The sequence below is a fragment of the Mycobacterium alsense genome (genome assembly GCF_002086635.1).
GTDB classification, from domain to species: Bacteria; Actinomycetota; Actinomycetes; order Mycobacteriales; family Mycobacteriaceae; genus Mycobacterium; species Mycobacterium alsense.
Map to the genome: position 1 here is coordinate 46,407 of NZ_MVHD01000010.1, position 25,574 is coordinate 71,980.

Sequence of the window (25,574 nt, forward strand, 5' to 3'; positions counted from 1 at the left end):
GCGCACGCCGCGTTGTCGCTGTGAGGCGGGCAAAGAGGGTGTCGCCTCGCCGGCGGTGGCTGCTGTGGCGGATGTGACCCGACCCGGATTGGCCTAGTGCCCCCGGGCGACCCATTCCTCGTAGTGGACGATCTCGTCGCCGACGGTGGTGCTCTCGCCGTGCCCGGTGTGCACCACGGTCTCGCCGGGCAGCTTGCCCAGCCGCTCCGAAATCGACGCCAGGATCGTCGGGAAGTCCGAGTAGGAGCGGCCCGTCGCGCCCGGACCGCCGGCGAACAGCGTGTCCCCGCTGAACACGACGCCCAGCTCCGGGGCGTACCAGCAGACCGATCCGGGCGAGTGGCCCGGGGTGTGCAGCGCCTGCAGATTGGCGCCGCCCACGCACAGCGTCTCGCCGTCGGATACCGAGCGGAACTCCTTGTCCGGGTGTGTCATTCGCCACAGCACCTCGTCGGCGGGATGCAGCAGCACCGGCGCGTCGAGCGTCTGGCCCAGTTCGGGGGCGACGGTGACGTGGTCGTTGTGGCCGTGCGTGCACACCACCGCGACCACGTGGCGGCCGGCGACGGCCTCCACGATGGGCGCCGCGTCGTGGGCGGCGTCGAACACCACGACGTTGGAGTTGTCGCCGACGAGCCAGATGTTGTTGTCGACTTCCCAACTGCCGCCGTCGAGTTCGAACGTCCCGTGGGTCACCACCCGATCGATGTTCACCATCAGAGCATCACCACCGAGCGCAGCACCGTGCCGTCGTGCATCTTGTGAAAGGCCTCCTCGATGTCGCCGAGGCCGATGCGTTCCGAGACGAACTTGTCCAGCGGGAGCCGCCCCTGCAGGTACAAATCGATGAGGGTGGGGAAGTCACGTTCGGGCAGGCAGTCGCCGTACCACGACGACTTCAGCGACCCGCCGTGACTGAAGAAGTCCACCAGCGGCATGTCCAGGCGCATGTCGGGGGTCGGAACACCAACCAGCACAACGGTTCCGGCGAGGTCGCGCGCGTAGAAGGCCTGCTTCCACGTTTCCGGCCTGCCGACCGCGTCGATCGCCACGTTGACACCGAAGCCCTCGGTGAGGTCCTGGATGGTTGTCACGACATCGGAGTCGCGTGCGTTGATCGTGTGGGTGGCGCCGAACTTTCGCGCCCAGTCCAGCTTCGTGTCGTCGGTATCGACGGCGATGATCTGCCGGGCCCCGACCAGCGCCGCCCCGGCGATGGCGGCGTCGCCCACGCCGCCGCAGCCGATCACCGCGACGGTGTCGTCGCGGGTCACCGCACCGGTGTTGATGGCGGCGCCCAGCCCGGCCATCACACCGCAGCCCAGCAGCCCGGCGACCGCCGGGTCGGCGGCGCGGTCGACCTTGGTGCACTGGCCGGCCGCCACCAGCGTCTTGTCGGCGAACGCCCCGATGCCCAGCGCCGGTGTCAGCTCGGTGCCGTCGGTCAGCGTCATCTTCTGTTCGGCGTTGAACGTGTCGAAACACAGGTGCGGCCGGCCGCGCTTGCAGGCCCGGCACTGCCCGCACACGGCGCGCCAGTTCAGGATCACGAAGTCGCCCGGCTCGACCGCGGTCACGCCCGGCCCGACCGCCTCGACCGTGCCGGCGGCCTCGTGGCCGAGCAGGAACGGATACTCGTCGTTGATGCCGCCCTCGCGGTAGGTCAGGTCGGTGTGGCACACCCCGCAGGCGATGACGTCGACCACGGCCTCGCCCGGCCCCGGGTCCGGGACGACGATGTCGACCAGCTCGACGGGCTCGCCCTTCTTGCGTGAAATCACGCCGCGCACTGTCTGACTCATGGCGTCCAACCTACGGTGTAGCGTCTGCAGAGCGTGACGGCACCTGAAACCACTGAGGATTTCGCCGGGCGGATGGTCGCGGCCGTCGACGGCGCGAGCCTCACCATCCTGCTGAGCATCGGACACCAGACCGGCCTGCTGGACACGATGGCCAAGCTTTCGCCCGCCACCAGCGCGCGGATCGCCGAGGCCGCCGGCCTCGACGAACGCTACGTACGGGAATGGCTGGCGGGCATGACCACCGGGCACGTCGTCGACTACGACCCGCACACCGCCACCTACTCGCTGCCCGCGCACCGCGCGGCCGTCCTGACGCGCACGGCCGGGCCGGACAATCTCGCCTTGGTCGCGATGTTCCTGCCGCAGCTCGGTGAGGTCGAGCAGAAGATCATCGGCTGCTTCCGGGCGGGCGGCGGGCTGCCGTACAGCGAGTTCCCCCGCTTCCACGCGCTGATGGCCGAGCAGAGCGCCGCGGTGTTCGACATCGCGCTCGTCGACGTGGTGTTGCCGTTGGTCGACGGCCTGCCCGACCGGCTGCGCGCCGGCGCCGACGTCGCCGACTTCGGGTGCGGCAGCGGCCACGCGATCAACGTGATGGCCAAGGCGTTCCCCGCGAGCCGGTTCACCGGCATCGACTTCTCCGACGAGGCCATCGCGGCCGGCGTCGACGAGGCGGCCCGCCTCGGCCTGTCCAACGCGGGCTTCGAAAGCCACGACCTGACGCGGCTGGACAAGCGCGAGGCCTACGACGTCATCACCGTGTTCGACGCCATCCACGACCAGGCGCAGCCGGCGCGGGTGCTGGAGAACATCTACCGGGCGCTGCGGCCCGGCGGGGTGTTCCTGATGGCCGACATCAAGGCGTCGAGCCGGCTCGAGGAGAACGTCGACGTGCCGATGAGCACCTACCTCTACACGGTGTCGCTGATGCACTGCATGACGGTGTCGCTGGCGCTGGACGGCGCCGGGCTGGGCACCGCCTGGGGCACGCAGCTGGCCACCTCGATGCTCGCCGAGGCCGGGTTCGACGACGTCGCGGTGGCCGAGATCGAGTCCGACCCGATCAACAACTACTACATCGCCAGGAAGTGATGGCCGCATCAGCGGGGCCGACCGCCCTGGCGGCGCTCGCCGACTGGCCGGTCCCGAACGCCGCCGCGGCGGTCGTCGGGCCCGGCGGCGTGCTGGCCAGCCACGGCGACACCGGGCGCGTGTTCGAGCTGGCGTCGGTCACCAAGCCGCTGGTGGCCCGCGCCGTGCAGGTCGCCGTCGAGGAGGGGGTCGTCGAGCTGGACACCCCGGCCGGGCCGCCCGGCGCCACCATCCGCCACCTGCTGGCCCACGCGTCGGGCCTGGCGATGCACTCCGATCGCGTGCTGGCCAGGCCCGGCACCCGGCGGATGTACTCCAACTACGGCTTCACCGTGCTGGCCCGGACCGTGGAGGCCGAATCCGGCATCGAATTCGGCCGCTACCTGGCCGAGGCGGTGTGCGAGCCGCTGGGCCTGACGGCGACCCGGCTGGATGGCGGCGCGGCGGCGGCGGGGTTCGGCATGACGTCCACGGTCGCCGACCTGGCGGTCTTCGCCGCTGACCTGCTGCGGCCGGCGACGGTCTCGGCGCGGCTGCACGCCGAGGCCACGACGGTGCAGTTCCCCGGCCTCGACGGCGTGCTGCCGGGCTACGGCGTGCAGCGGCCCAACGATTGGGGCCTGGGTTTCGAGATCAAAGACGCCAAATCGCCGCACTGGACGGGCGCGGGCAACTCGCCCCGCACGTACGGCCATTTCGGCCAGGCGGGGGGCTTCATCTGGGCCGATCCCGAGGCCGACCTGGCGCTGGTGGCCCTGACCGACCGCGAATTCGGGGAGTGGGCGCTGGGGCTGTGGCCTGCGGTTTCCGACGCGGTGCTGGGCCTGGGCAGCTGAAAACGGCCTGTCGGGGAATGCACACTAGCGCAACACGGGTATCACAGGGCACAATAGACACGCGAGACACACAAAATAGTTAGCGCATCCTGCCCGTCAGGTCCACCAGGTCGTTGGGGAAGACGTCCCTCGTGGAACCGAAGGAGCAGGAGATGCGTGCGTCGAACCAATTCGCCGACGTGACGACGGGTGTGGTGTACGTCCACGCCTCGCCCGCGGCGGTCTGCCCGCATGTCGAGTGGGCGCTCTCGTCGACCCTGCAGGCCAAGGCCAACCTGGTGTGGACCCCGCAGCCGGCCATGCCCGGGCAACTGCGCGCGGTCACCAACTGGGTCGGGCCGGTGGGCACCGGCGCCCGGCTGGCCAACGCGCTGCGCTCGTGGTCGGTGCTGCGGTTCGAGGTCACCGAGGACCCCAGCCCGGGGGTCGACGGCCAGCGGTTCAGCCACACCCCGCAGCTCGGGCTGTGGAGCGGGTCGATGAGCGCCAACGGCGACGTCATGGTCGGCGAGATGCGGCTGCGCGCGCTGATGGCGCAGGGCGCCGACACGCTGGCGGCCGAGCTGGACTCGGTGTTGGGGACGGCGTGGGACGACGCACTCGAGGTGTACCGCGACGGCGGCGACGCCGGCGAGGTGACCTGGCTCAGCCGCGGCGTGGGCTAACCGGGAGCCGCGGGCACCTGAAGGCTATGCGGGCCGGTCTTCGGCGGGGGAGTCGTCGTCAGCCAGGTGGCGTAGCACGCGTACGTTGAGGGCGGCGAGCATGTCGAGCTCGAGGTCGTCGTCGACATCAGCAACCCCTTCAATTCCACCGCCGACGGGCTGGCGATCCCCGATGACACCTCGATCGCGCAGGAAGTTGCCGAGGCGGGCGGTCAGGCGGGGGCTGCAGGACGAGCTCACCGACCACTTGTGGTCGGTCGCGCGCCGTGCGGCGCAGGACGCCGGCCGCGATCCGGATGCGCTGAAGACGGCCATGCGGATCAACCTCGAAGCGGGCACGTCGGTTGACTCCGTTGCCGACGGGCTCGAGCGCCTCGCCGGTTCGGGTGCCGATGGGGCGATCGTGGATGCCTTCGGAATGTTTCCCCGCCTTGACGAGTTGCTTGACTTCGCCAGCCAGGTAATCGATCGATGGGGTGGAATGGGAAAGCTTGACGGCAAGGTAGCGGTGATCACGGGTGGATCAAGTGGCTTGGCGCTGGCAGGTGCCAAGTTATTCGTCGAAGAAGGAGCGCACGTCTTCATCTCGGGGCGGCGGCAGGAAGCTCTGGATGAAGCCGTCACACTGATCGGCCCGAATGTGACCGGCGTGCAAGCTGATTCGGCCAACCTCGACGATCTGGACCTTTTGTTCGACACCGTCAGGCGGGAAAAAGGCGTCGTCGACGTGTTGTGGACGAGTGCCGGGACGGGGGAGGAGCGCAAGCTCGGCGAGATCACGGAGCAGCACTTCGATGCCACTTTCGGGCTGAACGCGCGCGGCACGCTCTTCACGGTGCAGAAGGCGTTGCCACTGTTGTGCGACGGCGGCTCGATCTTCATGACCGGGTCGATCGCATCGGTTAAGGGCTTTCCATTTTGGAGTGTGTATGCGGCGAGCAAGGCTGTGCTGCACGCCTACGCCCGCGGGTGGTTGTCCGAGTTGAAGGACAGGCGGATTCGGGTCAACGTGCTGACCCCCGGCCAGGTCGCCACGCCGATACAGGAGCAGTTGTTCGACGAGGAGACGAAGGCGCAGTTCGAGGCATTGATCCCCCGGGGAAAGATGGGCCGTCCTGAGGAGATTGCGAAGGTCGCGCTGTTCCTCGCCTCGGACGACTCAAGCTATGTCAATGGTATGGAGTTGATCGTGGACGGCGGCACCACGGCAGTCTGAGCTACGGCCGGGCGGGATGGAGGATCCGCAGCGCGGCCGGGGCCACCGAGATCTCGGCCGGCAGCGGGCAGGCGAAGTCGCCGTCGGCGTACACGTTGATACCGGGACACTCGACGTGCACCGTTGCGGCGCGCGCCGTGGTCACCTCGTCGAGCTCGACGTGCGTGCCCTTCATGACGGTGGGGAACAGGCGGACCAGCTTGGTCCGCGACGCCGTGTGCGCCATGGTGATGTCGAGCAGGCCGTCGGTGGGGTCGGCGTGCGGACAGATCAGCATCCCACCGCCGTAGCTGCGGGTGTTGCCGAAGGCCACCAGCGTGATGTCGGCGTCGATCTCCTTCGTCCCGTCGAGCACCATCCGGAACGGCAGCAGCCGCAGCTGCGAGAGCTCGGCGAGCATCGCGAGGTAGTAGCGCGCCCGCCCGTGGGGCCAGCGCATCCGGTTGGCGCGGTCGGTGACCAGCGAGTCGAACCCGGTGGCGGCGACGGTGCCGAAATACTTGGCGGCGCCGGCGCCGTCGGTGATGCGGCCCAGGTCGATGGTTTCCGTCCACCCGCTCGCGACGATGTCGGCGGCGGCCTCGGGATCCTTTGTGGGAATGTGAAATTCGCGTGCGTGATCGTTGCCCGTACCGGCCGGGATGATGCCCAGCGGGACATCGGTGCCCGCCAGCACCTGCAGCGCGTTGGAGACCACGCCGTCCCCGCCGGTGACCATGAGCGCGTCGGTGCCCTTGTCGACGGCCGCGGCGGCGAGATAGCGCGCGTCCTGCGCGTCGTCGCCGATGATCTCGACGACCTCGATGCCCTTGTGTCGCAGGCGGGCGATCGCGAGTTGCGCCGCGCGTATCGCGGCGCCGTGACCCGACACGGGATTGGTGAGCGCGGTCACTCGGGCAATGCCGCGCCGCTGTTGCCGCGCGGCGATCACGGAATCAGCTTGCCGGGGTTGAGGATTCCGGCTGGGTCGAGCGTCGCCTTGACCGCGCGCAACACCTGCACGCCCAGGTCCCCGACCTCGTCGCGCATCCAGGGCCGGTGGTCGGCGCCGACCGCGTGGTGATGCGTGATCGTCCCGCCGTGGGCGACGATCGCGTCCGAGGCGGCCTTCTTGGCGGCCTGCCACTGCTCGATCGGGTCGCCGCGCTGCCCGGCGACGACGGTGAAGTACAACGACGCGCCGGTGGGGTAGACGTGCGAGATGTGGCACATCACCAGCGCCGGGGTGCCCGTCTGCGCCAGCGCACCGGTAAGCGCGTCGGTGACAGCGGATTTCAGCCTGGGCACGTTCGACCAGTCGGTGGCGGTCTCGAGCGTCTCGCACAGCGCTCCCGCCGACAGCAGCGCGTCGCGCAGGTACGGCGCGCCGAACCGGCCGCGCTCCCAGGCCCGCGCCGCCTCTTCGCCCAGCGACGTGCCGCCGTTGGACGCCAGCAGCGCGCTGGTCTCGGCGTGGCGGCTCTCGACGTGGGCCTCGGTGCCCTCGAACACGGTGATGCCCAGGCAGCCACCGGTGATCTTGCTCTCGCCGATCGCCTCGGTGGTGGCGAGGTTGACCCCGGTCTCGGTCTCGTCGGAGAGCCGGATGACGGTGGGGCCGGTGGCGGTCTGGGTGACGGCGCGCAGGGCCGCGGCGCCGGTCTCGAAGTCGGGGAACGACCACGCCTCGTAGCGCACGGCCTCGGGGACGCGGTGCACGCGCAGCCGCACCTGGGTGATGACGCCGAACGTCCCCTCCGAGCCGAGCATCAGCTGGCGCAGGTCGGGGCCTGCGGCCGATTCCGGGGCGCGGCCCAGGTCCAGCACGCCCACGGGCGTGACCACCCGCAGCCCGCGCACCATGTCGTTGAACCGGCCGTAGCCCGCCGAGTCCTGACCGGAAGACCGCGTCGCGGCGAAGCCGCCGATCGTGGCGTACTCGAAGCTCTGCGGGAAGTGGCCGAGTGAGAACCCGCGCTCGCCGAGCAGGCGTTCGGCGGCCGGGCCGGTGACGCCCGCCCCGAACACGGCCTGACCGGAGATTTCGTCGAGGTCGACGAGCCGGTCGAGGCGGCGCAGGTCCAGCGACACCACGGCGCCGAACTCGCCGCGGGTGGGGTCGAGCCCGCCGACCACGCTGGTGCCGCCGCCGAACGGGACCACGGCGATGCGGTGCTCGGAGCAATAGCGCAGGATCGCGTGTACGGCGTCTTCGCCGTCGGGCAGCAGCACGGCGTCGGGCGCGTCCTGGACCCCCGTGTCTTTGCGCCGCAGCAGGTCGAGGGTGGACTTGCCGCCGGCGTGCAACAGCCGGTCGCGGTCGGAGGTGCGGCAGTCCTCGGCGCCGACGATGCGGGCCAGCGCCCCGGCGTCGGCCTCGGTCAGCGCCGACGGCCTCAGCCGCACCTGGTCGGCGTCGAGCTCCTGCGTGCCCGAATCCCCCAGGCCCACCGCCTGTTTCAGCAACTCGCGGATGCCCTCGGACAGCGGCTTGGCCTCGGCGGGATCCCCCCACGCGTTCCATTTCATCGGCGGGAGGAGTTGCTCGGGGTACGTCATGCGTTACAGTATTACACATGCTGTCAATCAGTAACGCACGGTCGGATGCCGGGGAGCGGATCCTGGCGGCCGCGGCCAGCTGCGTCGTCGACTTCGGGGTGGACCGGGTGACCCTGGCCGAGATCGCCCGCCGGGCGGGCGTCAGCCGGCCGACCGTCTACCGCCGCTGGCCGGACACCAAGTCGATCGTGGCGGCGCTGCTGACCCGGCACATCACCGGCGTCATGCGCGACGCGCCCTTGCTCGGCGACGACCGGGAATCCCTTGTGCGACAGATTGTTACGGTCGCCGACCTGCTGCGCCGCGACGATCTGGTGATGTCGGTGCTGCACTCGGAGCTGGCGCCCATCTACATCACCGAACGCCTCGGGGCGAGCCAGCAGATGCTGATCGACGCCCTGGCCGAGCGGCTCAGGGTGGCCCAGCGCCACGGCAGCGTCCGCGCCGGCGACCCGCTGCAGATGGCGACCATGGTGTTGCTCATCGCGCAGTCGACGATCCAGTCCGAGCGGATCGTGCGGCCGATCCTGGACGCCGAGGCGCTGGCCGCCGAGCTCGCCTACTCGCTGAACGGATACCTGTCGTGACGGTCGACCCGTCCGCGCTGAACGCGGCGCGCCGCGCCGCCGACCTGGCCGCGCTGGCCGACGGCGAGCCGGTGGACGCGATCGTGATCGGCGGCGGCATCACCGGCGCCGGGATCGCGTTGGACGCCGCGTCGCGGGGCCTGCGGGTGGCGCTGGTGGAAAAGCACGACCTGGCCTTCGGCACCAGCCGCTGGAGCTCCAAGCTGGTGCACGGCGGCCTGCGCTACCTGGCGACCGGCAACGTCGGCATCGCCCGGCGCAGCGCCATCGAGCGGGGAATCCTGATGTCGCGCAACGCCCCTCACCTCGTTCACGCCATGCCCCAGCTGGTGCCGCTGCTGCCGTCGATGAGTCGGGGCTCGCGGGCGCTGGTGCGCGCCGGGTTCCTGGCGGGTGACGTGCTGCGGGCTTTGGCGGGCACGCCGTCGTCGGTGTTGCCGCGGTCGCGTCGCGTGTCGGCGCGGCGGGTCGTTTCGATGGTCCCGGCGGTTCGGCGCGACGGCCTCGACGGCGGCCTGTTGGCCTACGACGGGCAATTGATCGACGACGCCCGGCTGGTCACCGCGGTCGCGCGCACCGCGGCGCAGCACGGCGCCCGGATCCTCACCTACGTCGCGGCCTCCGAGGCCACCGGCACGTCGGTGCGGCTGACCGATCGGCGCACGGGAGAGTCCTTCGATGTCTCGGCCCGCGCCGTGATCAACGCCTCCGGGGTGTGGGCGGGGGAGATCGACTCGTCGCTGAGGCTGCGGCCCAGCCGCGGCACCCACCTCGTGTTCGACGCCGCCGCCTTCGGCAATCCGACCGCGGCGCTGACCATTCCGATTCCCGGCGAGCTCAACCGTTTCGTGTTCGCCATGCCCGAGCAGCTGGGGCGGGTCTACCTGGGCCTGACCGACGAGGCGGCGCCGGGCCCGATCCCCGACGTGCCGGAGCCGTCGCAGCGGGAGGTCGCGTTCCTGCTGGACACGGTCAACACCGCGCTGGGCACCGCGTTGGGCGCGGGCGACGTGATCGGCGCCTACGCCGGCCTGCGGCCGCTGATCGACACCGGCGGTGCTGGTTTCGAGGGCCGCACCGCCGACGTGTCGCGCGAGCACGCCGTCGTGGAGGCGCCGTCGGGCGTCATCAGCGTGATCGGCGGCAAGCTCACCGAATACCGCTACATGGCCGAGGACGTCGTCGATCACGCCGTGAGCCTGCGCGGCCTGCGCGCCGGGAAGTGCCGCACGCGCAACCTGCCGCTGATCGGGGCGTCGGCCAACCCAGGGCCCGGCGGGGGGTCGGGCGCTGGGTTGCCCGCGTCGCTGGTCGCGCGCTACGGGGCCGAGGCGGCCAACGTCGTGGCCGCCGCGACCGGCGAGCGCCCGACCGAGCCGGTCGCCGACGGCATCGACGTGACGGGCGCCGAGTTCGAGTACGCGGTGACCCACGAGTGCGCGCTGGACGTCTCCGACATCGTGGATCGCCGGACCCGCATCGGCCTGGTGCCGCGCGATCGGGAGCGGGTCGTCGCCGTGGCGCGGGCGTATCTTGAACGGTGACCCGGTCCCGCCGTGCGACCCGCCTCGACCGGTCACTGACCGTCAGAAGTTGCGCGGTGGTCGCGAATCCGCCGGCTTTCTGCAGAACCGCCAGCGCTTCGGGATGCATGGCCGGAGCATGCCGGGATCAATCAGGTATCCGCCAGCCGATGCTGTGAATAACGCGCGAGCAGACGCAGAATCGCGCGCGGAAGCTCCGCGCAATGCGATTCTGCGTCTGCTCGCGGTAGAAAAGCGACCTACAGCGGGATGTTCTTGTGGCGGCCGCGGCGGGCGGGCGCCTGCGCCAGCGCCTCGCTGAGCTTGCTGCGGGTGTGCGCCGGGTCGATCTTCTCGTCGACCACGCCGATCTCGATGGCGCTGTCCACGCCGCCGGCGATCCGCTCGTGCTCGGCGGCCAGTTCGTCGTGCAGCGCTTCGCGTTCGTGCTCGGGCGCGGCGGCCAGCTTCTTCTTGTGCAGGATGCCGACGGCGGCCTTGGCGCCCATCACCGCGACCTCGGCGTCCGGCCAGGCGAACACCTTGGTGGCGTTGAGCGAACGGGAGTTCATCGCGATGTAGGCCCCGCCGTACGTCTTCCGCGTGACCAGGGTGACCCGGGGGACCGTGGCCTCGCCGAACGCGTGCAGCAGCTTGGCGCCGCGGCGCACCACGCCGCCCCACTCCTGGTCGACACCCGGCAGGTAGCCCGGAACGTCGACCACCACGATCAGCGGGATCCCGAACGCGTCGCACAGGCGCACGAAACGCGCCGCCTTCTCGGCGCTTTCGGAGTTCAGGCAGCCGCCCAGGCGCAACGGGTTGTTGGCCAGCACGCCGACGGTGCGGCCCGACAGCCTGCCCAGCCCGACCACCATCGACGGCGCCCAGTTGGCCTGGAACTCGTCGAACGGCGTATCCGAGTCGAGGATCGCCGTGACGATCGGATGCACGTCGTAGGCGCGCCGCGCCGACTCCGGCAGCAGCGCGTGGATGTCGGTGTCACCGGCCTCGGCCTTGGTGCGGTCGAAATGCCCTTGCTGGCAGAACAATCCGACCAGCCGGCGGCCGCGCTCGTAGGCGTCGAGCTCGTCGTCGGCGACGATGTGGCACACCCCTGACTTCTTGTGGTGGGTCTCCGGACCGCCGAGCGACGCCATATCGACGTCCTCGCCGGTGACGCTGCGCACCACGTCGGGCCCGGTGACGAACACCCGGCTCTCCGGCGCCATGATGACGACGTCGGTCAGCGCCGGCCCGTAGGCGGCACCGCCGGCGGCGAAGCCGACGACCACGGAAACCTGTGGGATGTAACCGGATGCGCGGATCATGGCCTCGAAAACCAGGCCGACGGCGTGCAGCGCCCGCACCCCCTCGGCGAGCCGCGCGCCGCCCGAGTGCCAGATGCCAACGATCGGGCTCTGCTCCTCAATGGCGGTGTCGTAGGCGTCGACGATGTGCGTGCAGCCCTCGATGCCCATGGCCCCGCCCATCACGGTCCCGTCCGTGCAGAACGCGACGGTGCGCAGACCGTTGACCGTGCCGGCCGCCGCGAGCACACCGGAGCGGTCACGCTCGTGCAGCAGCTCGACGCTGCCGTCGTCGAAGAAATTGCTCAGACGCAACAGCGGGTCGCGGGGGTCGAGCGACTCGCCAACCGACTCGGGGGCCACGATCGTCATCGCAAATCTCCTGTTCCGAGGCTCGTGGGGGTCAGTACCGCCCGAAGGCGAGTGCGACGTTGTGCCCGCCGAATCCGAACGAGTTGTTGATCGCGTACCGGTAATCACCCGGGCGTGGCTTGCCCGCCACCACGTCCAAATCGATTTCCGGGTCGAGGTTTTCCAGATTCAGTGTGGGCGGAACCACCTGGTCGCGCAACGCGAGCACGGTCAGGATGGACTCCACCGCGCCGACCGCGCCCACCGAGTGGCCCAGCGCCGCCTTGGGCGCGTACACCGCCGGCTGGTGGCCGCCCAGCGCCTTGTTGATCGCCCGCGCCTCGGCCACGTCGCCCACCGACGTGCCGGTGGCGTGGGCGTTGACGTGGTCGATGTCGCCCGGGGTCAGGCCCGCCAGCTGGATCGCGCGGCTCATCGCGTGCCCGGCGCGTTCGCCGTTGGGGTCCGGGGCCACCATGTGGTAGCCGTCGGAGGTGATGGCCGCGCCCATCAGACGGGCCAGGATGGTGGCCCCGCGGGCCTTGGCGTGCTCCTCGGTCTCGATCACCATCAGCGCGCCGGCCTCGCCGAACACGAAACCGCTGCGGTCGCGGTCGAACGGGCGGCACGCGCCCTCGGGGTCGTCGTTCTTGGTGGACATCACGATGCGCATCTGCGCGAACGCCGCGATCGGCACCGCCTCGATCTTGGTCTCGACGCCGCCGCAGATGGCGATGTCGGCCTCGCCGAACACGATGTTGCGCCACGCCTGGGCGATGCCCTCGGAGCCGGATGCGCATGCCGACACCGGTGTGATGACCCCGGCCTTGGCGTGCCGTTCCAGCCCGACGGCCGCCGCGGCGCCGTTGGGCATGTACTTCTGCACGCCGAGCGGGGAGACCGCCTTCAGGCCACGAGCGCGCATGTCGTCGTAGCTGAAGACCATCTCTTCCGACGAGCCCATCCCGGTGCCGATGGACACCATCAACCGATTGGTGTCGACCTCGGGCGAACCCGCGTTCTCCCACACCCGGCGGCTCAAGATGGTGGACATCTTTTGCAGGTAGCCCATGCGGCGCAGCTCGATGCGGGTCAGCTGACTGTCGAATTCCTCCAACAGGTGCCCGCCGATGCGCACCGGCAGGTCGAACTCCTCGACGAACGGGTCATCGAGCTTACGGATCCCACTTCGGCTGTCGAGCAACAACTTCCAGGTGCTCTCGACATCAGTGGCCAGTGCGGTCGTCATGGCAACTCCGGTGACGACCACATTCGGGAGAGCTTTCCCGGTAACCAGCTCAGGCGATGTCGTCATTGCTTTAACGAAAGTTCCTTCCATGTTCGGTGGTGATCGCCAGCCCGGCCAGGCCGTGCGAAGGCGGTCACCACCTTCCTTGTCGTCCGTCTCCTCCTCGGGCCGTTTGCGGCCCGCATCGTCGCCGGACGTCAGCTTCAGTAACGCCCGAATGCCAGCGCCACGTTGTGGCCACCGAATCCGAACGAGTTGTTGATCGCGTAACGGAACTCGCCGTAGCGAGGTTCGCCCGCGACAACATCGAGGTCGATCTCGGGATCGGGGGTCTCGTAGTTCAAGGTGGGCGGTATGACGCCGTCCCGAAGGGTCAACACCGTCAAAACAGATTCCAGGGCGCCGACCGCGCCGATCGAGTGGCCCAGCGCCGACTTCGGCGCGTAGACCGCCGCCTGCTCGCAGCCGGCGACCCGAATTGCATTGGCCTCCGCGCTGTCACCGATCGGCGTTGCCGTCCCGTGCGCGTTGACATGGTCGATGTCCTTGGGGGACAAGCCCGCCAGCTCCAACGACCGCGTCATCGCCCGGCCGGCGCGCACGCCGTCCGCCGCGGGCGCCACCATGTGGAACGCGTCCGAGGTGATGCCGGCGCCCAGCAGGCGGGCCAGCGGCTTGGCGCCGCGGGCCTTGGCGTGCTCCTCGGTCTCGATCAGCATGAGCGCCCCGGCCTCGCCGAACACGAAGCCGTCGCGGTCCTTGTCGAACGGGCGCGAGGCGCGCTCCGGCTCGTCGTTGCGGGTCGACATGGCGCGCATCATCGAGAACGCCGCGATGGGCAGCGCCTCGATGGGGCCCTCCACGCCGCCGCACACGGCGACGTCGGCGTCGCCCATGACGATCTGGCGCCACGCGTGGGCGATGGCCTCCGAACCCGACGAGCACGCCGACACCGGCGTCATCACGCCCGCGCGGGCCCCCAGCTGCAGGCCGACGGTGGCCGCGGCGCCGTTGGGCATGATCATCTGAACGGCCAGCGGCGACACCTTGCGGGGGCCGCCCTCGTTCATCAGGTCATAGCTCTCGACGATCCGCTCGGCGCCACCGAGGCCCGTGCCGACCACGACCGTGAAGCGGTCGGGGTCGACCTCCGGGTTGCCGGCGTTCTCCCACAACTGGCCGGACAGCAGCTTGCCCATCCGCTGGACGTAGGACATGCGCCGCAGGTCCAGCCGGCCCATGTGGGCGTCGACGGGCTCCTTGAGGTGTCCACCGATCTTGACGGGCAGGTCCCACTTGGTGACGAATTCGTCTTCGAGGACGTGGATGCCGCTCTCGCCGGCCAACAAACCCTTCCACGTGCTCTCGATGTCCGGCGCGATCGAGGTCGTCGCCGTGACGGCGGTTACCACAACGCTGGGGTAACCGCCATTAGCAGTGGAAGGCTTGGTCACTTGCTGTCCGCTTCCAGCCTCGCCTTGACGTTGGCAACCGCGTCGGGGTTCTCCGACTCGATCTTGGCGCGCAGCGCCTCGGCGGCCTCGGGGTTCTCTTCCTCGAGCTTCTGGATGTAGGCGACGACGTCACCGACGGTGCGCAGGCCGGCGAGGTCCTCGTCGGGGATCTTCACGCCGTACTTGTCCTCGGTCTGCACGGCGATCTCGACCATCGACAGCGAGTCGATGTCCAGGTCGTCGACGAACGACTTCTCCGGGGTGACCTCGGAGGGCTCGATACCGGTGACCTCTTCGATGATCTCGGCGATCCCGGCGATGATTTCTTCCTGAGTGACGGCCACAGCCTATTCCCTTCGTAATGTGTTGTGTGCAAATCGGATTGACGTTTGCAGTTGTTATTTGTCCTGGCGAAAGCCGGCGGTCTATAGGTTGGCCAACTCGTCCAGATCTGCGGGTGACTTCACGGCACGGGCCGTAACCCCCCGAAGTTCGCGCTTGGCGATGCCCGTGAGGGTCCCCGCCGGGGGGAACTCCACGATCGCCGTGATATTGCGCTCACGCAGCGTCTCGGTGCACAGGTCCCAGCGCACCGGCTGGGTGAGCTGGGCGACGAGCGTGTCCATCGCGGCCGCGGCCGAGGCGACGGGTTTTCCGTCGTGGTTGGACAGCAGCGTGGCGGTGGGCTCGGCCGTGACGACGGCGGCCGCCGCCGCGGCGTAGCCGTCCAGGGCCGGAGCCATGTACTTGGTGTGGAACGCCCCGGCCACGCCGAGGGCGCGCACCCGCGCCTTGGCCGGCGGGTCCTCGGCGAGCTTCTCCAGCGCGGCGAGCGGGCCGGCGGCCACGATCTGCCCGGGCGCGTTGCGGTTCGCGGGGTACAGCTCGAGCTGCTCGAGGCGGCTCAGCACCTCGGCCTCGTCGCCGCCGAGCACCGCCGACATGCCGGTGGGCTCGAGGGCGCAGGCCTTGGCCATCTCGGCGCCGCGGGTGGCGGCCAGCGCGACGGCGTCGTCGGCGGCCATCACCCCGGCGATCGCGTAGGCCGCGATCTCGCCGACGGAGTGGCCCGCCACGATCGGGTCCGCCTCGTCGACCAGGCCGCGCTTGGTCAGTTCCTGGTGAGCCAGCAGGGTGGTGGCCACGACCAGCGGCTGCGTCACCGCGGTGTCGGTGATTTCCTCCGTCGACGCGGTGGTGCCCAGCCGCACCAGGTCGAGGCCGCTGGCCTTGGACCACAGGGTCAGCTGGTCGGCCGCCCCCGGCAGCTCCAGCCACGGCGACAGCATCCCCTCGGTCTGCGAACCCTGTCCGGGCGCAAGCAATGCGATCACGTGTCTAAGAGAACACTGTGGAAACGGTTTTGGCGGGTGTAACAGATTATGAACCTCATCTTAGCTTTTTGTGTACACCCTACAAAACGGCTCCGTAAGCTACGGTTTTGATACCGCGCCGCGATCTGTCGCCTGGATCACTATTGCCCGGACGGGCCGGCAATACCGGTTCTGACCGGCACGGGAGCCGGGGCGACGGGGCTGGCGGCGACGCTGAGCGGCTGGGCCGGGTAGTTGAGCTGGCCGACCGTCGACGCCACACGCAGCACATATGCGTCGCGGGGCTGGGTGGGATCACGCCCGGTGAAGTCGGTGATGCGCTTGAGCCGGTAGCGCACCGTGTTTGGATGAACGAACAACTTTCTGGCACAGGCCTCAATGGCGCCGCCACAGTCTAAGTAGGCGTCCAGCGTCTCGATGAGCGTCGGCCCGGCGTCGGCCAGCGGCCCCATCACGTCGGTGTGCAGCGCGACGATCGCCGATGCGTCGCCCATCAGCGCCCGCTCGGGCAGCAGTTCTCGGGCCAGCACCGGCCGCGGGGCTCCGCGCCAGCCGGCGACGGCGTTCATCCCGGAGATCGCCTCGCTGGCGCTGTGATAGGCCGCGGTGAGCATGGGCGCCGTCGGCCCGATGACCACCGGGCCGTCGGAGAACGCCTGCAACAGGTCGCCCAGGAATTTGTCGGTCAGCGACAGATGGCCGGACACGATCGCGACCAGCCAGGTGCCATGCACGTCGGTGAGCGCCGCGCGGACGTGGTTGGCGGCGACGTCGCGGACGTGCTGGCTGGCCCGCTGGCTGTCGTCGGGCCCGACCGAGCCGTCGCGGCCGGGCGCCGGGATCCCCACCACCACCGTCGCCGGCGCGGTGGTGTCCCAGTTCAGCGCCGCCGCGCGGGACAGCAGTTCGGGGCCGGTGTCGCCGCGCACGACCGCGTCGACCACGCTGGCCTCCATCCGGCTGTCCCAGGTGCCGCGGGCCTCGGCGGCGTTCGCGTAGGCCGAGGCGGCCGCGAACGCCAGGTCCCGGCTGTACTTCAAGATCCCCACCGTGAGCGCGGTCAGCTGCTCCTCGGAGCGCGCCAGCAGCGGCACCACCTCCTCGAAGAACTCCATCGTGACCCGCACCATGTCCACGCTGTGGCGCAGCGCGATGCGGCGGGTCAGGTCCTGCGGAAACAGCTCGAAGGCCTGCGCGGTGTGGCTGACGTTGCTGTGCGGGTCGTGCATCCACTCGACGAAGTTGACGACGGCCGTCTGCACCACCAGCGCCACGCTGGCCCGCTGGGAGGCCTCCAGGTCGGCGAAGAACGGCAGCCGCTCCTGCATGGCCGACACGGCCTCGGTGGCCAGTCGGCCCGAGTACTGCTTCAGCCGGCGCAGCAGCGATTCGGGGACGGTGTCGAGCTGCTCGAGCGGCGACCGCGGGTGTTTGGCGAACGGCCCGGCGAAGGCGTTGTCATTCACGCCTAAAAGCTACGCGAGATTTCTGGAAGTTTCCGCCAAGGCGGGGACCGACGCGGGCTACGGATTCGTCGCCAGCGTCATCTCCATCAGCTTGACCGCGCCGGCGCACGCATCGAAGCCCGGGAATTGCGGGTCGATCCACCAACCGACTGCGCCACCGGCGCCACTGGCCACCCCGCAGAGGCCATTGGGATCGTTCTCACGCATCACGATCGACTCGACCCCGGCAACCGAGCGCTCCTCGATCTGGTAGGCCAGGAATTGGGCAACGGCCCGTTCGATGTCGAGGCTTCCCTCCTTGAACCAGTACCGCGCGACGTTTAGCGTTCCGGCGGGAACGGGGGCTTGCCAACGGCACACGGCGCCGACGTAGGTGGGCTGAATCGCTTTGGCGTCAGCGCCGACGGACTTGGCGATGTCGTCGTTGAGTGTTGAGCAGTCTTTTCCCAGGTTGGGGTAGTCCACGGCCGCCGGCGGCGCGGGTGTGACGCTCGCCCCGCCGGGAGCGGGCCTGCTCTGCGCAATCGACTGGTGCGCCAGCTCTTTCGCGATGCCACAGGGATCCGGATACGGCTTTTCGCTGAAAGAGACGGACCATTCGAAGAAGTCATTGGAGGAGGATTCGATGGCGACTTCACACAGGCTGTCTCCAATGTTCTGGTCGTGTCCGATCGCAATGAGTCCGCGATGCCCGTCGATGTCGATGTCTTGCACGCTGGCGCGCGACAGTTCCTCGATCCTGCGCTCCCCGGCGATCGGGCTGCCGCGAAACCAGGTGAAGGAGAAATGGGGTCCGTAAAGGGACCCATCTCTGAGCCATTGACAGCCCACCGAGCTGCGGGAGGCGACCAGGTTGGTGACGCCGGTGAGCCGACCGAGATCGTCCTGCGTGATACCGCCGCATTCGGGAAAGAACATGCCAGCGCTTGGTGCGGCCGACGCGGTCTGGTGCGGTTGAGCCGGCGCCGCCGTGCGGTCCGGTTCACCGCCGGTGGTGCTGAGCGCGATCACCAGGGCCGCGATCGCCACGGTCACCACCGCCGCGGTGGCGATGACCGCGGTTTTGCGCCGCCACCACGGCCGCTCCGGCGGGGCAGGCCCGGGGGAGGGTAAGTACGGGCTGCGTGCGAGGGCCGGATCCGAGGGATAGGCAATGGGCGCCGTCCCCGGGGATTCCCACCCGCGCGCGAATCCGGTGTGGGTTGATGCGTCGGGCGCCCATTGCGATGCCGGGTGTTGTCGTGACCAAGGTGATGGCGCGAGGTGGGCCGGTGGAATCGGTTCCCAGCGTTCCACCGGCGGGCCGTGCAGCGCGCTGCGCGCCGCCGCCGCCAGTTCCCGGGTGGTCGGATAGCGCCGGTCGGGGTCCTTTGCCATACCCGTGGCGATCACCGCGTCGAACCCGGCGGGCACACCTGGATGCGAGTGCGACGGCCTCGGCGGCTCGGTGAAAAGATGCCCGCTGGCCATTTGTTCGAGGTTGTTGCCGGGGAACGGCTTGGTCCCGGTCAGACATTCAACGAGCACACACGCCAGCGCGTAGACATCCGTGCGCGCATCGAACTGGCCGGTGCGGAAGCGTTCCGGTGCCATATACGCCCAAGTGCCCACGGCGGCACCGGTACTGGTCAAGCCGGTCTCGCCCGCCGCGCGGGCAATCCCGAAGTCGATCAGGTAGGCGAAATCGTCTTCGCCCACCAGGATGTTGGACGGCTTCACATCGCGATGAATCAAGCCGATCCGGTGTGCGGCATGCAAAGCCGATGCCACCTGCTCGACGATCTTCACCGCCCGCTCGGGGCTCAGCGCCCCGGCGGCCAGGATGTTTTGCAGATCGTCGCCGGCAATCAGCCGCATCGTGACATAGAGCCGGCCGTCGATCTCGCCGAAATCGTGGATCGGCACCACGTGCGGCTCATCCAGGCCCGCCGCAGCCCGAGCCTCCCGTCGGAACCGCTGCTGAAATACCTCGTCACCGGCCAGATGCGCGGGCAGCACCTTCATGGCCACCACGCGCTCAGTTGTGGTGTCGAACGCTCGCCACACTTCTCCCATGCCGCCGCGGCCCAGCAATTCGATGAGGCGATAACGCCCGAATACCGTCCCCTCCACGAAGCTCCCCTCAGCGGTTTGCCGAACCAGACTATGACAAGGGGAGGCAGGTTGTGGGGCAAAGTAGTTCGGCGGCCAGGATCGACCCGACGCGCCGCCGTAGCGAGCTGGGGGCGGACTCAGGCCACGCCAGGGTCCGACGTCTGCTCCGGCGCGGCCTGCACGTCGTCGATCCGGTACTGGCGGGCGGCCGCGATCGGCACCGACGGGTCGATCTCGCCGTCGCGCGCCAGCGCCTCGAGCACCGCGACCACCTGCGACTCGGCGTCGGTGTTGAAGAAGCGCCGCGCGGCGGGCCGGGTGTCGGAGAAGCCGAACCCGTCGGTGCCGAGGGTGACGAACGTGCCCGGCACCCACGGCCGGATCTGCTCGGGCACGGCGCGCATCCAGTCCGACACGGCGACCACCGGGCCGCCGGCGTCCGCCAGGACCTGGGTCACGTACGGGGTGGCGGCGGGCTGGTCGGGGTGGCGCAGCCGGGCCCGCTCGACGTTGCGGCCGTCGCGGTTCAGCTCGCCCCAGCTGGTCACCGACCACACGTCGGCGGCGACGTCCCATTCCGCGGCCAGCATGTCGGCCGCCCGCAGCGCCGAGGGCATGGCGACCCCCGAGGCCAGGAGCTGGGCCTTGCTGGTGCGCTGTTCGGTGGCGGCGCGGTAGCGGTAGATGCCGCGCAGCAAGCCCTCGGGATCGAAGTTCTCCGGCTCCGGCGGCTGCACGTACGGCTCGTTGTAGATGGTGATGTAGAAGAACACGTTCTCCGGGTTATCCCCGAACATCCGGGCCAGCCCGCTTTCCACGATGTAGGCGATCTCGAAGGCGAACGCCGGGTCGTAGGCGACCACCGCCGGGTTGCTGGTCGCCAGCAGCTGCGAGTGGCCGTCGGCGTGTTGCAGGCCCTCGCCGGTCAGCGTGGTGCGCCCGGCGGTCGCGCCGAGCAGGAAGCCGCGCGCCATCTGATCGGCGGCGGCCCACAGGCCGTCGCCGGTGCGCTGGAACCCGAACATCGAATAGAAGATGTAGATCGGGATCATCGGCTCGTTGTGTGTGGCGTACGACGTGCCGACCGCGGTGAATGACGCGGCGGATCCGGCCTCGTTGATGCCCTCGTGCAGGATGTGACCGACTTCGCTTTCCTTGTACGCCAGCATCAATTCGGCGTCGACGGAGGTGTAGAGCTGGCCGTTGCGGTTGTAGATCTTCAAATTCGGGAACCACGAGTCCATCCCGAACGTGCGCGCCTCGTCGGGGATGATCGGCACGATGCGCGGCCCGATCTCCTTGTCGCGCAACAGTTCCTTGAAGGTGCGCACGGTCGCCATGGTGGTGGCGACCTCCTGGGTTCCCGAGCCCTTCTTCAGCGCCTTGTAGATATCCCGGCGCGGCAGCGGCAGGGCCTTGGTCTTGGTCCGCCGCTCGGGAACGAAACCGCCGAGCGCGCGGCGCCGATCCAGCAGGTAGCGGATCTCGGGGGCCTCGGGGCCCGGGTGGTAGTAGGGGGGCAGGTAGGGGTCCTCCTCGAGCGCTGCGTCGCTGATCGGGATGCGGATGGCATCGCGGAACCACTTGAGGTCTTCCAGGGCAAGCTTTTTCATCTGGTGCGTGGCGTTGCGGCCCTGGAAGTGCGCGCCCAGCGAATAGCCCTTGATGGTCTTGGCCAGGATCACCGTCGGCTGCCCCTTGTGTTCGACGGCGGCGCGGTAGGCGGCGTAGACCTTGCGGTAGTCGTGGCCGCCGCGCTTGAGGTTCCAGATCTCCGAATCGGTCATGTGCTCGACGAGCGCCTTGGTGCGCGGATCGCGACCGAAGAAGTGCTCGCGCACGTAGCCGCCGTCGTTGGCCTTGTAGGTCTGGTAGTCGCCGTCGGGAGTGGTGTTCATCAGGTTGACCAGCGCGCCGTCCTTGTCGGCGTGCAGCAGCGCGTCCCACTCGCGGCCCCACACCACCTTGATGACGTTCCAGCCCGCACCCCGGAAGAACGACTCCAGCTCCTGGATGATCTTGCCGTTGCCGCGCACCGGACCGTCCAGGCGCTGCAGGTTGCAGTTGATGACGAAGGTCAGGTTGTCCAGGCCCTCCAGCGCGCCGACGTGCAGCAGGCCGCGGCTCTCCGGCTCGTCCATTTCACCGTCGCCGAGGAAGCACCACACGTGCTGGTCGGAGGTGTCCTTGATGCCGCGGTCGTGCAGGTAGTGGTTGAAACGTGCCTGGTAGATCGCGTTCATCGGGCCGAGGCCCATCGATACCGTGGGGAACTCCCAGAAGTCGGGCATGAGCCGCGGGTGCGGGTACGACGGCAGCCCGCCGCCCGGGTGGCTGTGCTCCTGCCGAAAGCCGTCCAGCTGGTCGGCGCTCAACCGGCCCTCCAGGAACGCGCGGGCGTAGATGCCCGGCGACGCGTGACCCTGGATGAAAATCTGGTCGCCCCCGCCGGAATGGGCCTTGCCGCGGAAGAAGTGGTTGAAGCCGACCTCGTAGAGCGCCGCCGAGGAGGCGTAGGTCGAAATGTGGCCCCCCACGCCGATTCCCGGGCGCTGGGCGCGGTGCACCATGATCGCCGCGTTCCACCTGATCCAGGCCCGGTAGCGGCGCTCGACGTCCTCGTCTCCGGGGAACCACGGTTCCAGCTCGGTCGGGATGGTGTTGACGTAGTCGGTCGACGTCAGCGCCGGTATCGCGACCCGCTGCTCACCGGCGCGTTCCAGCAGCCGCAGCATCAGGTAGCGCGCCCGCGCCGGCCCCGAACGCTCCAGCAGCTCGTCGAAGGACTCCAGCCACTCGGAGGTCTCCTCGGGGTCGATGTCGGGCAGATAGGACGCCACGCCCTCGCGGATCACCCGAACGCGGTCGGGTTCGCTTGCGCTGCTTGGGGATTTGGCCAGATCGTGGCGAGCGAACTCGGTGGTCAACTTCCGCTCCTGTAGTCGGCGGTGTGGCGGCTTGCGCTGTATCCCTCCATCGTGCCGCACCGGCGTCGCGGGCGCGTACTCGGTGCGCCGCGGGGGTCCGGAATCGGTATTCGGTAACGTCAGCAACGTGCTCATCGGATGGCGTGCCGTCGCTCGCAGGCACGTGGGGGAGATCCCCCGGCGAGGCGCCCTGGCGCTGGGCTGTGTCGCGGCGGTGGTGATGGGGATCGTCGGGTGTACCAGCGTCACCAACGGCACGGCCACGCCCGACACCAAGGTCGCCCCGGCCTACCGGCAGTCGGTGTCCGCGTCGGTGTCGGCCTCGTCGGCCACGTCACGCGTGCGCGAGTCGCAGCGGCAACAGTCCCTGACGACGCGGGCGGTGCGCAGCTCGTGCGACTCGCTGGCAACCTCCAGCAAGGAGGCGATCGACAAGGTGAACGCCTACGTCTCGGCGTTCAACGGCGGCCGCAGCACCGGCCCCGCCGAGGGCCCGGCGATCGGCGCCCTCAACGACAGCGCCACCACGGTCTCCAACAGCTTCAGCGACGCGCTGTCGCAGCAGCTGAAGGACGCTTTCAACGCGTACATCGACGCGGCGCGCGGGGTGGCAAACGCCATCGGCACCCACGCGTCGATCCCGGAGTTCAACCGGCGGGTGGATCAGCTCAACGACACCAAGACGAAGGCGCTGAAACTCTGCCTGGGATCCTTCTGAGACCCCTGGTGGGACAAGGGTATGGACCGCGTTCGGGCTGTGCGACGATAATCCCCATCGCACGGCGCGAGGATGGAATGAGGAGGCTGCACGGTGGTCGCGGCGGATGACGCCCCGAGCTACGCTCGCAAACTGGGCATCCAACGGGACCAAGTCGTCCAGGAGTGGGGCTGGGACGAGGACACCGACGACGACATCCGGGCAGCGGTCGAGGAAGCCTGCGGAAGCGAGCTGCTCGACGAGGACAGCGACGAGGTGATCGACGTCGTGCTGCTGTGGTGGCGCGACGGGGACGGTGACCTGGTGGACACCCTGATGGACGCGATCGGCCCGCTGGCCGAGGACGGGGTGATCTGGGTGCTGACGCCCAAGACCGGCAGGCCCGGCCACGTGCTGCCCGCCGAGATCGCCGAGGCGGCCCCCACCGCCGGCCTGATGCCGACCTCGTCGGTCAACCTCGGCAACTGGAGCGGCAGCCAGCTCGTCCAGCCCAAGTCCCGGGCCGGGAAGCGTTGATGCTGCCCGTCGGCACCGCCGCCCCCGACTTCACATTGCGCGACCAAAACCAGCAGCCCGTGACCCTGAGCTCGTACCGCGGCGCCAAGAACGTGTTGCTGATCTTCTTCCCGCTGGCGTTCACCGGCATCTGCCAGGGCGAGCTGGATCTGCTGCGCGACCACCTGCCGGACTTCGAGAACGACGACAGCGTGGCGCTGGCGATCTCGGTGGGTCCGCCGCCCACGCACAAGATCTGGGCCCTCGAGAGCGGGTTCACGTTCCCGGTGCTGTCGGATTTCTGGCCGCACGGTGCGGTCAGCCAGGCCTACGGCGTGTTCAATTCCGACGCCGGCTATCCCAACCGCGGCACCTTCGTCGTCGACCGGTCGGGGGTGATTCGGTTCGCGGAGATGAAACAGCCCGGCGAGGCCCGCGACCAGGGCCTGTGGACCGAGGCGCTGGCGGCGCTGAAGGCCTGAGATTGTTGGGTGTCCGGCCTTGCGGCGTGTAGCCTGCCCGGCGGACTCCGGATTTCCAGGGCGCGTAGCTCAGTGGTAGAGCTCTGGTTTTACACACCAGCGGTCGGCGGTTCGATACCGTCCGCGCCCACTAATATTCATGCAGTTTCGCGCCATACGGAGTGCTGCGTTCGCGGCGCCCGATCGCCACTGGCTGCTCCTGCCCCGGATTGAGACCCTCGGCGACCAGGAGGCACCGGGCCCCGAACACAATGGCGAATCATGTTGAGTCCAAACCTGTTTGGACAACGATTGACACGCGGGTGCCGACGGCTGACGTGATCGGTGGCTGGACAACGCATGCGGCAGGCGGACCGAGTGGAGAAGGCGGTGCTGTCCTCGTGGGCGATCGGGTGGCGGGCCACGCAACGACCCCGGCGTGGGGTCGCGCTCACTCGCCGGTTTTCCTTCGCATGATCGGGCGGTCCCGACGACCGGGTGCGCAAATCCTGTGCGTTATACAAATCACACAATGTGCGTTACGCTCGGCCGGTGGCGCAACTAACATTTCAGCGCGCTCGCACCGAGGAAGAGAAGCGCCAACGTGCGGAGGCCCTCGTGGAAGCCGCACGCTCGCTGGCAATGGAAACGGGCGTCGCGTCGGTCACCCTGACCGCGCTCGCCAGCCGCGCCGGAATTCACTATTCGGCGGTCCGCCGCTACTTCACCTCGTACAAGGAAGTCCTGCTGCGTCTGTCCGCCGAGGGCTGGGTGCGGTGGTCCAATACCGTGTCGGAGAAGCTGGCCGAGCCCGGCGCGAAATCGCCCTCGCACATCGCCGAGACGTTGGCCGAAGCCCTGGCCGAGGACCCATTGTTCTGCGACCTGCTTGCCAACCTGCACCTCCACCTGGAACACGAGGTGGACGCTGAGCGGGTCATCGAGGTCAGGCGGATCAGTACCGCGGCCACACTCTCGCTGGCCGATTCGATCGGATGCGCGCTGCCCGAACTCGGACGGTCGGGCGCGCTGGACATCCTGCTGGCCGCCTACTCGCTGGCGGCGACGCTGTGGCAAGTCGCGAACCCGCCGGCGCACCTGACCGCCATCTACGCCGAGGAGCCCGAAGTGGTTCCGCCCGAGTGGAATCTGGACTTCGCAACGGCCCTCACCCGCCTGCTGACGGCCACCTGCATCGGCCTGATCTCGGGATCCTCATGAACTCGGGATGGAGGCCCGAGCGCGTGGCTTGGCGAACTGCAACCGGTGAAAGCGGTCCCGAACTCTTCGAGCGCTCGGGGCCTGAGCCGAACGCGCAACCCTCCGCCGCGACCGGTATGGGGCCGGAGGCTACGCCGCGACCGTCGGAAACCAACCGCCGCAGCGACGCCCGGATGAAGGAAGGCCGTCGAAGGGGGACTGCAATGGCCACCGCGATCAACAACCTGTGGGTCAT

23 protein-coding genes and 1 tRNA gene are annotated in these 25,574 nt (G+C 69.2%); 11 read left to right on the plus strand and 13 right to left on the minus strand.

Annotated elements, in window-relative coordinates:
* Positions 1–93: 93 nt before the first annotated feature.
* Both BST11_RS08660 and BST11_RS08665 read right to left on the minus strand, forming a co-directional pair.
* Entirely contained in the window at positions 94–717 is a 624-nt protein-coding gene (locus BST11_RS08660; protein WP_083137512.1) for an MBL fold metallo-hydrolase, read from the minus strand.
* Positions 717–1,802 (minus strand): S-(hydroxymethyl)mycothiol dehydrogenase, encoded by a 1,086-nt coding sequence (locus BST11_RS08665; RefSeq protein WP_083137513.1) that lies wholly within the window; start codon positions 1,800–1,802, stop codon positions 717–719. Before BST11_RS08665 ends, BST11_RS08660 begins: the two co-directional genes overlap by 1 nt.
* A 72-nt stretch (positions 1,803–1,874) precedes the next feature.
* Here BST11_RS08665 and BST11_RS08670 point away from each other — a divergent pair, with 72 nt between their 5' ends.
* From BST11_RS08670 to BST11_RS08680, 3 genes are all read left to right on the plus strand, one after another.
* Positions 1,875–2,894: a class I SAM-dependent methyltransferase gene (locus BST11_RS08670; protein ID WP_142276253.1), complete on the plus strand. Its 1,020-nt coding sequence runs from the start codon at positions 1,875–1,877 to the stop codon at positions 2,892–2,894.
* The gene (locus BST11_RS08675; RefSeq protein ID WP_083137515.1) at positions 2,894–3,730 is read left to right on the plus strand and encodes a serine hydrolase domain-containing protein; all 837 of its coding nucleotides are present in this window, start codon (positions 2,894–2,896) and stop codon (positions 3,728–3,730) included. Before BST11_RS08670 ends, BST11_RS08675 begins: the two co-directional genes overlap by 1 nt.
* 152 nt (positions 3,731–3,882) lie before the next feature.
* Positions 3,883–4,395: a DUF3145 domain-containing protein gene (locus BST11_RS08680; protein ID WP_067316250.1), complete on the plus strand. Its 513-nt coding sequence runs from the start codon at positions 3,883–3,885 to the stop codon at positions 4,393–4,395.
* 24 nt (positions 4,396–4,419) lie between these two features.
* Here BST11_RS08680 and BST11_RS28440 read toward each other — a convergent pair whose 3' ends face one another.
* Positions 4,420–4,710, minus strand: coding sequence for a hypothetical protein (locus BST11_RS28440; protein WP_244897577.1), 291 nt, complete (start codon positions 4,708–4,710; stop codon positions 4,420–4,422).
* Positions 4,711–4,876: 166 nt separating this feature from the next.
* Here BST11_RS28440 and BST11_RS08690 point away from each other — a divergent pair, with 166 nt between their 5' ends.
* Positions 4,877–5,611: an SDR family NAD(P)-dependent oxidoreductase gene (locus BST11_RS08690; protein ID WP_083137576.1), complete on the plus strand. Its 735-nt coding sequence runs from the start codon at positions 4,877–4,879 to the stop codon at positions 5,609–5,611.
* A gap of 1 nt (position 5,612) precedes the next feature.
* Here the strand turns inward: BST11_RS08690 and BST11_RS08695 are convergent, their stop codons facing one another.
* Together BST11_RS08695 and BST11_RS08700 are read right to left on the minus strand one after the other, a co-directional pair.
* Positions 5,613–6,542 carry a diacylglycerol kinase gene (locus BST11_RS08695; RefSeq protein ID WP_083137517.1) on the minus strand — a complete coding sequence of 310 codons (930 nt, stop codon included), beginning with the start codon at positions 6,540–6,542 and terminating at the stop codon, positions 5,613–5,615.
* Entirely contained in the window at positions 6,539–8,119 is a 1,581-nt protein-coding gene (locus BST11_RS08700; protein ID WP_142276254.1) for an FAD-linked oxidase C-terminal domain-containing protein, read from the minus strand. The genes BST11_RS08695 and BST11_RS08700 overlap by 4 nt, the downstream gene beginning before the upstream one ends.
* A 47-nt stretch (positions 8,120–8,166) precedes the next feature.
* Between BST11_RS08700 and BST11_RS08705 the strand changes: the two genes are divergently transcribed.
* The gene (locus BST11_RS08705; RefSeq protein WP_083137519.1) at positions 8,167–8,736 is read left to right on the plus strand and encodes a TetR/AcrR family transcriptional regulator; all 570 of its coding nucleotides are present in this window, start codon (positions 8,167–8,169) and stop codon (positions 8,734–8,736) included.
* Positions 8,733–10,280 (plus strand): glycerol-3-phosphate dehydrogenase/oxidase, encoded by a 1,548-nt coding sequence (locus BST11_RS08710; RefSeq protein WP_083137520.1) that lies wholly within the window; start codon positions 8,733–8,735, stop codon positions 10,278–10,280. Before BST11_RS08705 ends, BST11_RS08710 begins: the two co-directional genes overlap by 4 nt.
* Positions 10,281–10,519: 239 nt before the next feature.
* Here BST11_RS08710 and BST11_RS08715 read toward each other — a convergent pair whose 3' ends face one another.
* From BST11_RS08715 to aceE, 8 genes are all read right to left on the minus strand, one after another.
* The gene (locus tag BST11_RS08715) at positions 10,520–11,941 is read right to left on the minus strand and encodes an acyl-CoA carboxylase subunit beta (protein ID WP_083137521.1); all 1,422 of its coding nucleotides are present in this window, start codon (positions 11,939–11,941) and stop codon (positions 10,520–10,522) included.
* Between the two features lie 31 nt (positions 11,942–11,972).
* The gene (gene kasB, locus BST11_RS08720) at positions 11,973–13,235 is read right to left on the minus strand and encodes a 3-oxoacyl-ACP synthase KasB (protein WP_083137522.1); all 1,263 of its coding nucleotides are present in this window, start codon (positions 13,233–13,235) and stop codon (positions 11,973–11,975) included.
* Positions 13,236–13,372: 137 nt separating this feature from the next.
* Positions 13,373–14,623: a 3-oxoacyl-ACP synthase KasA gene (gene kasA / locus BST11_RS08725; RefSeq protein WP_083137523.1), complete on the minus strand. Its 1,251-nt coding sequence runs from the start codon at positions 14,621–14,623 to the stop codon at positions 13,373–13,375.
* A complete protein-coding gene (acpM, locus tag BST11_RS08730) occupies positions 14,620–14,967 on the minus strand; it encodes a meromycolate extension acyl carrier protein AcpM (RefSeq protein WP_083137524.1) in 348 nt (115 codons plus the stop codon). Before acpM ends, kasA begins: the two co-directional genes overlap by 4 nt.
* Positions 14,968–15,048: 81 nt before the next feature.
* Positions 15,049–15,957: an ACP S-malonyltransferase gene (locus BST11_RS08735; RefSeq protein ID WP_083137525.1), complete on the minus strand. Its 909-nt coding sequence runs from the start codon at positions 15,955–15,957 to the stop codon at positions 15,049–15,051.
* A 140-nt stretch (positions 15,958–16,097) separates the two neighbouring features.
* Positions 16,098–17,423, minus strand: coding sequence for a PucR family transcriptional regulator (locus BST11_RS08740; RefSeq protein ID WP_067316179.1), 1,326 nt, complete (start codon positions 17,421–17,423; stop codon positions 16,098–16,100).
* Positions 17,424–17,480: 57 nt separating this feature from the next.
* A complete protein-coding gene (locus BST11_RS08745) occupies positions 17,481–19,535 on the minus strand; it encodes a DUF3558 family protein (protein ID WP_083137526.1) in 2,055 nt (684 codons plus the stop codon).
* 119 nt (positions 19,536–19,654) lie between these two features.
* Complete coding sequence (aceE, locus tag BST11_RS08750; protein ID WP_083137527.1) at positions 19,655–22,444, minus strand: pyruvate dehydrogenase (acetyl-transferring), homodimeric type; 2,790 nt, start codon at positions 22,442–22,444, stop codon at positions 19,655–19,657.
* Positions 22,445–22,571: 127 nt separating this feature from the next.
* On the opposite strand from aceE, the gene BST11_RS08755 reads away from it, so the two are divergent.
* The 5 genes from BST11_RS08755 to BST11_RS08775 all read left to right on the plus strand — a co-directional run bounded on the left by BST11_RS08755 (position 22,572) and on the right by BST11_RS08775 (position 25,339).
* Positions 22,572–23,162, plus strand: coding sequence for a hypothetical protein (locus BST11_RS08755; RefSeq protein ID WP_067316245.1), 591 nt, complete (start codon positions 22,572–22,574; stop codon positions 23,160–23,162).
* 93 nt (positions 23,163–23,255) lie between these two features.
* Positions 23,256–23,678, plus strand: coding sequence for a DUF3052 domain-containing protein (locus tag BST11_RS08760; protein WP_083137528.1), 423 nt, complete (start codon positions 23,256–23,258; stop codon positions 23,676–23,678).
* Positions 23,678–24,139: a peroxiredoxin gene (locus tag BST11_RS08765; protein ID WP_083137529.1), complete on the plus strand. Its 462-nt coding sequence runs from the start codon at positions 23,678–23,680 to the stop codon at positions 24,137–24,139. Before BST11_RS08760 ends, BST11_RS08765 begins: the two co-directional genes overlap by 1 nt.
* Before the next feature lie 58 nt (positions 24,140–24,197).
* A tRNA-Val gene (locus tag BST11_RS08770) sits at positions 24,198–24,269 on the plus strand.
* A gap of 383 nt (positions 24,270–24,652) precedes the next feature.
* Positions 24,653–25,339, plus strand: a complete 687-nt coding sequence (locus BST11_RS08775) for a TetR/AcrR family transcriptional regulator (protein WP_120313437.1) — start codon at positions 24,653–24,655, stop codon at positions 25,337–25,339.
* Positions 25,340–25,574: the final 235 nt, after the last annotated feature.

What these genes read in the sequence shown, in the direction of transcription:
- BST11_RS08660 (WP_083137512.1), bottom strand. Translation starts at nt 717, where the DNA reads ATGGTGAACATCGATCGGGTGGTGACCCACGGGACGTTCGAACTCGAC.
- BST11_RS08665 (WP_083137513.1), bottom strand. Translation starts at nt 1,802, where the DNA reads ATGAGTCAGACAGTGCGCGGCGTGATTTCACGCAAGAAGGGCGAGCCC.
- BST11_RS08670 (WP_142276253.1), top strand. Translation starts at nt 1,875, where the DNA reads ATGGTCGCGGCCGTCGACGGCGCGAGCCTCACCATCCTGCTGAGCATC.
- BST11_RS08675 (WP_083137515.1), top strand. Translation starts at nt 2,894, where the DNA reads ATGGCCGCATCAGCGGGGCCGACCGCCCTGGCGGCGCTCGCCGACTGG.
- BST11_RS08680 (WP_067316250.1), top strand. Translation starts at nt 3,883, where the DNA reads ATGCGTGCGTCGAACCAATTCGCCGACGTGACGACGGGTGTGGTGTAC.
- BST11_RS28440 (WP_244897577.1), bottom strand. Translation starts at nt 4,710, where the DNA reads ATGGCCGTCTTCAGCGCATCCGGATCGCGGCCGGCGTCCTGCGCCGCA.
- BST11_RS08690 (WP_083137576.1), top strand. Translation starts at nt 4,877, where the DNA reads ATGGGAAAGCTTGACGGCAAGGTAGCGGTGATCACGGGTGGATCAAGT.
- BST11_RS08700 (WP_142276254.1), bottom strand. Translation starts at nt 8,119, where the DNA reads ATGAAATGGAACGCGTGGGGGGATCCCGCCGAGGCCAAGCCGCTGTCC.
- BST11_RS08705 (WP_083137519.1), top strand. Translation starts at nt 8,167, where the DNA reads ATGCTGTCAATCAGTAACGCACGGTCGGATGCCGGGGAGCGGATCCTG.
- BST11_RS08715 (WP_083137521.1), bottom strand. Translation starts at nt 11,941, where the DNA reads ATGACGATCGTGGCCCCCGAGTCGGTTGGCGAGTCGCTCGACCCCCGC.
- kasB (WP_083137522.1), bottom strand. Translation starts at nt 13,235, where the DNA reads ATGACGACATCGCCTGAGCTGGTTACCGGGAAAGCTCTCCCGAATGTG.
- BST11_RS08765 (WP_083137529.1), top strand. Translation starts at nt 23,678, where the DNA reads ATGCTGCCCGTCGGCACCGCCGCCCCCGACTTCACATTGCGCGACCAA.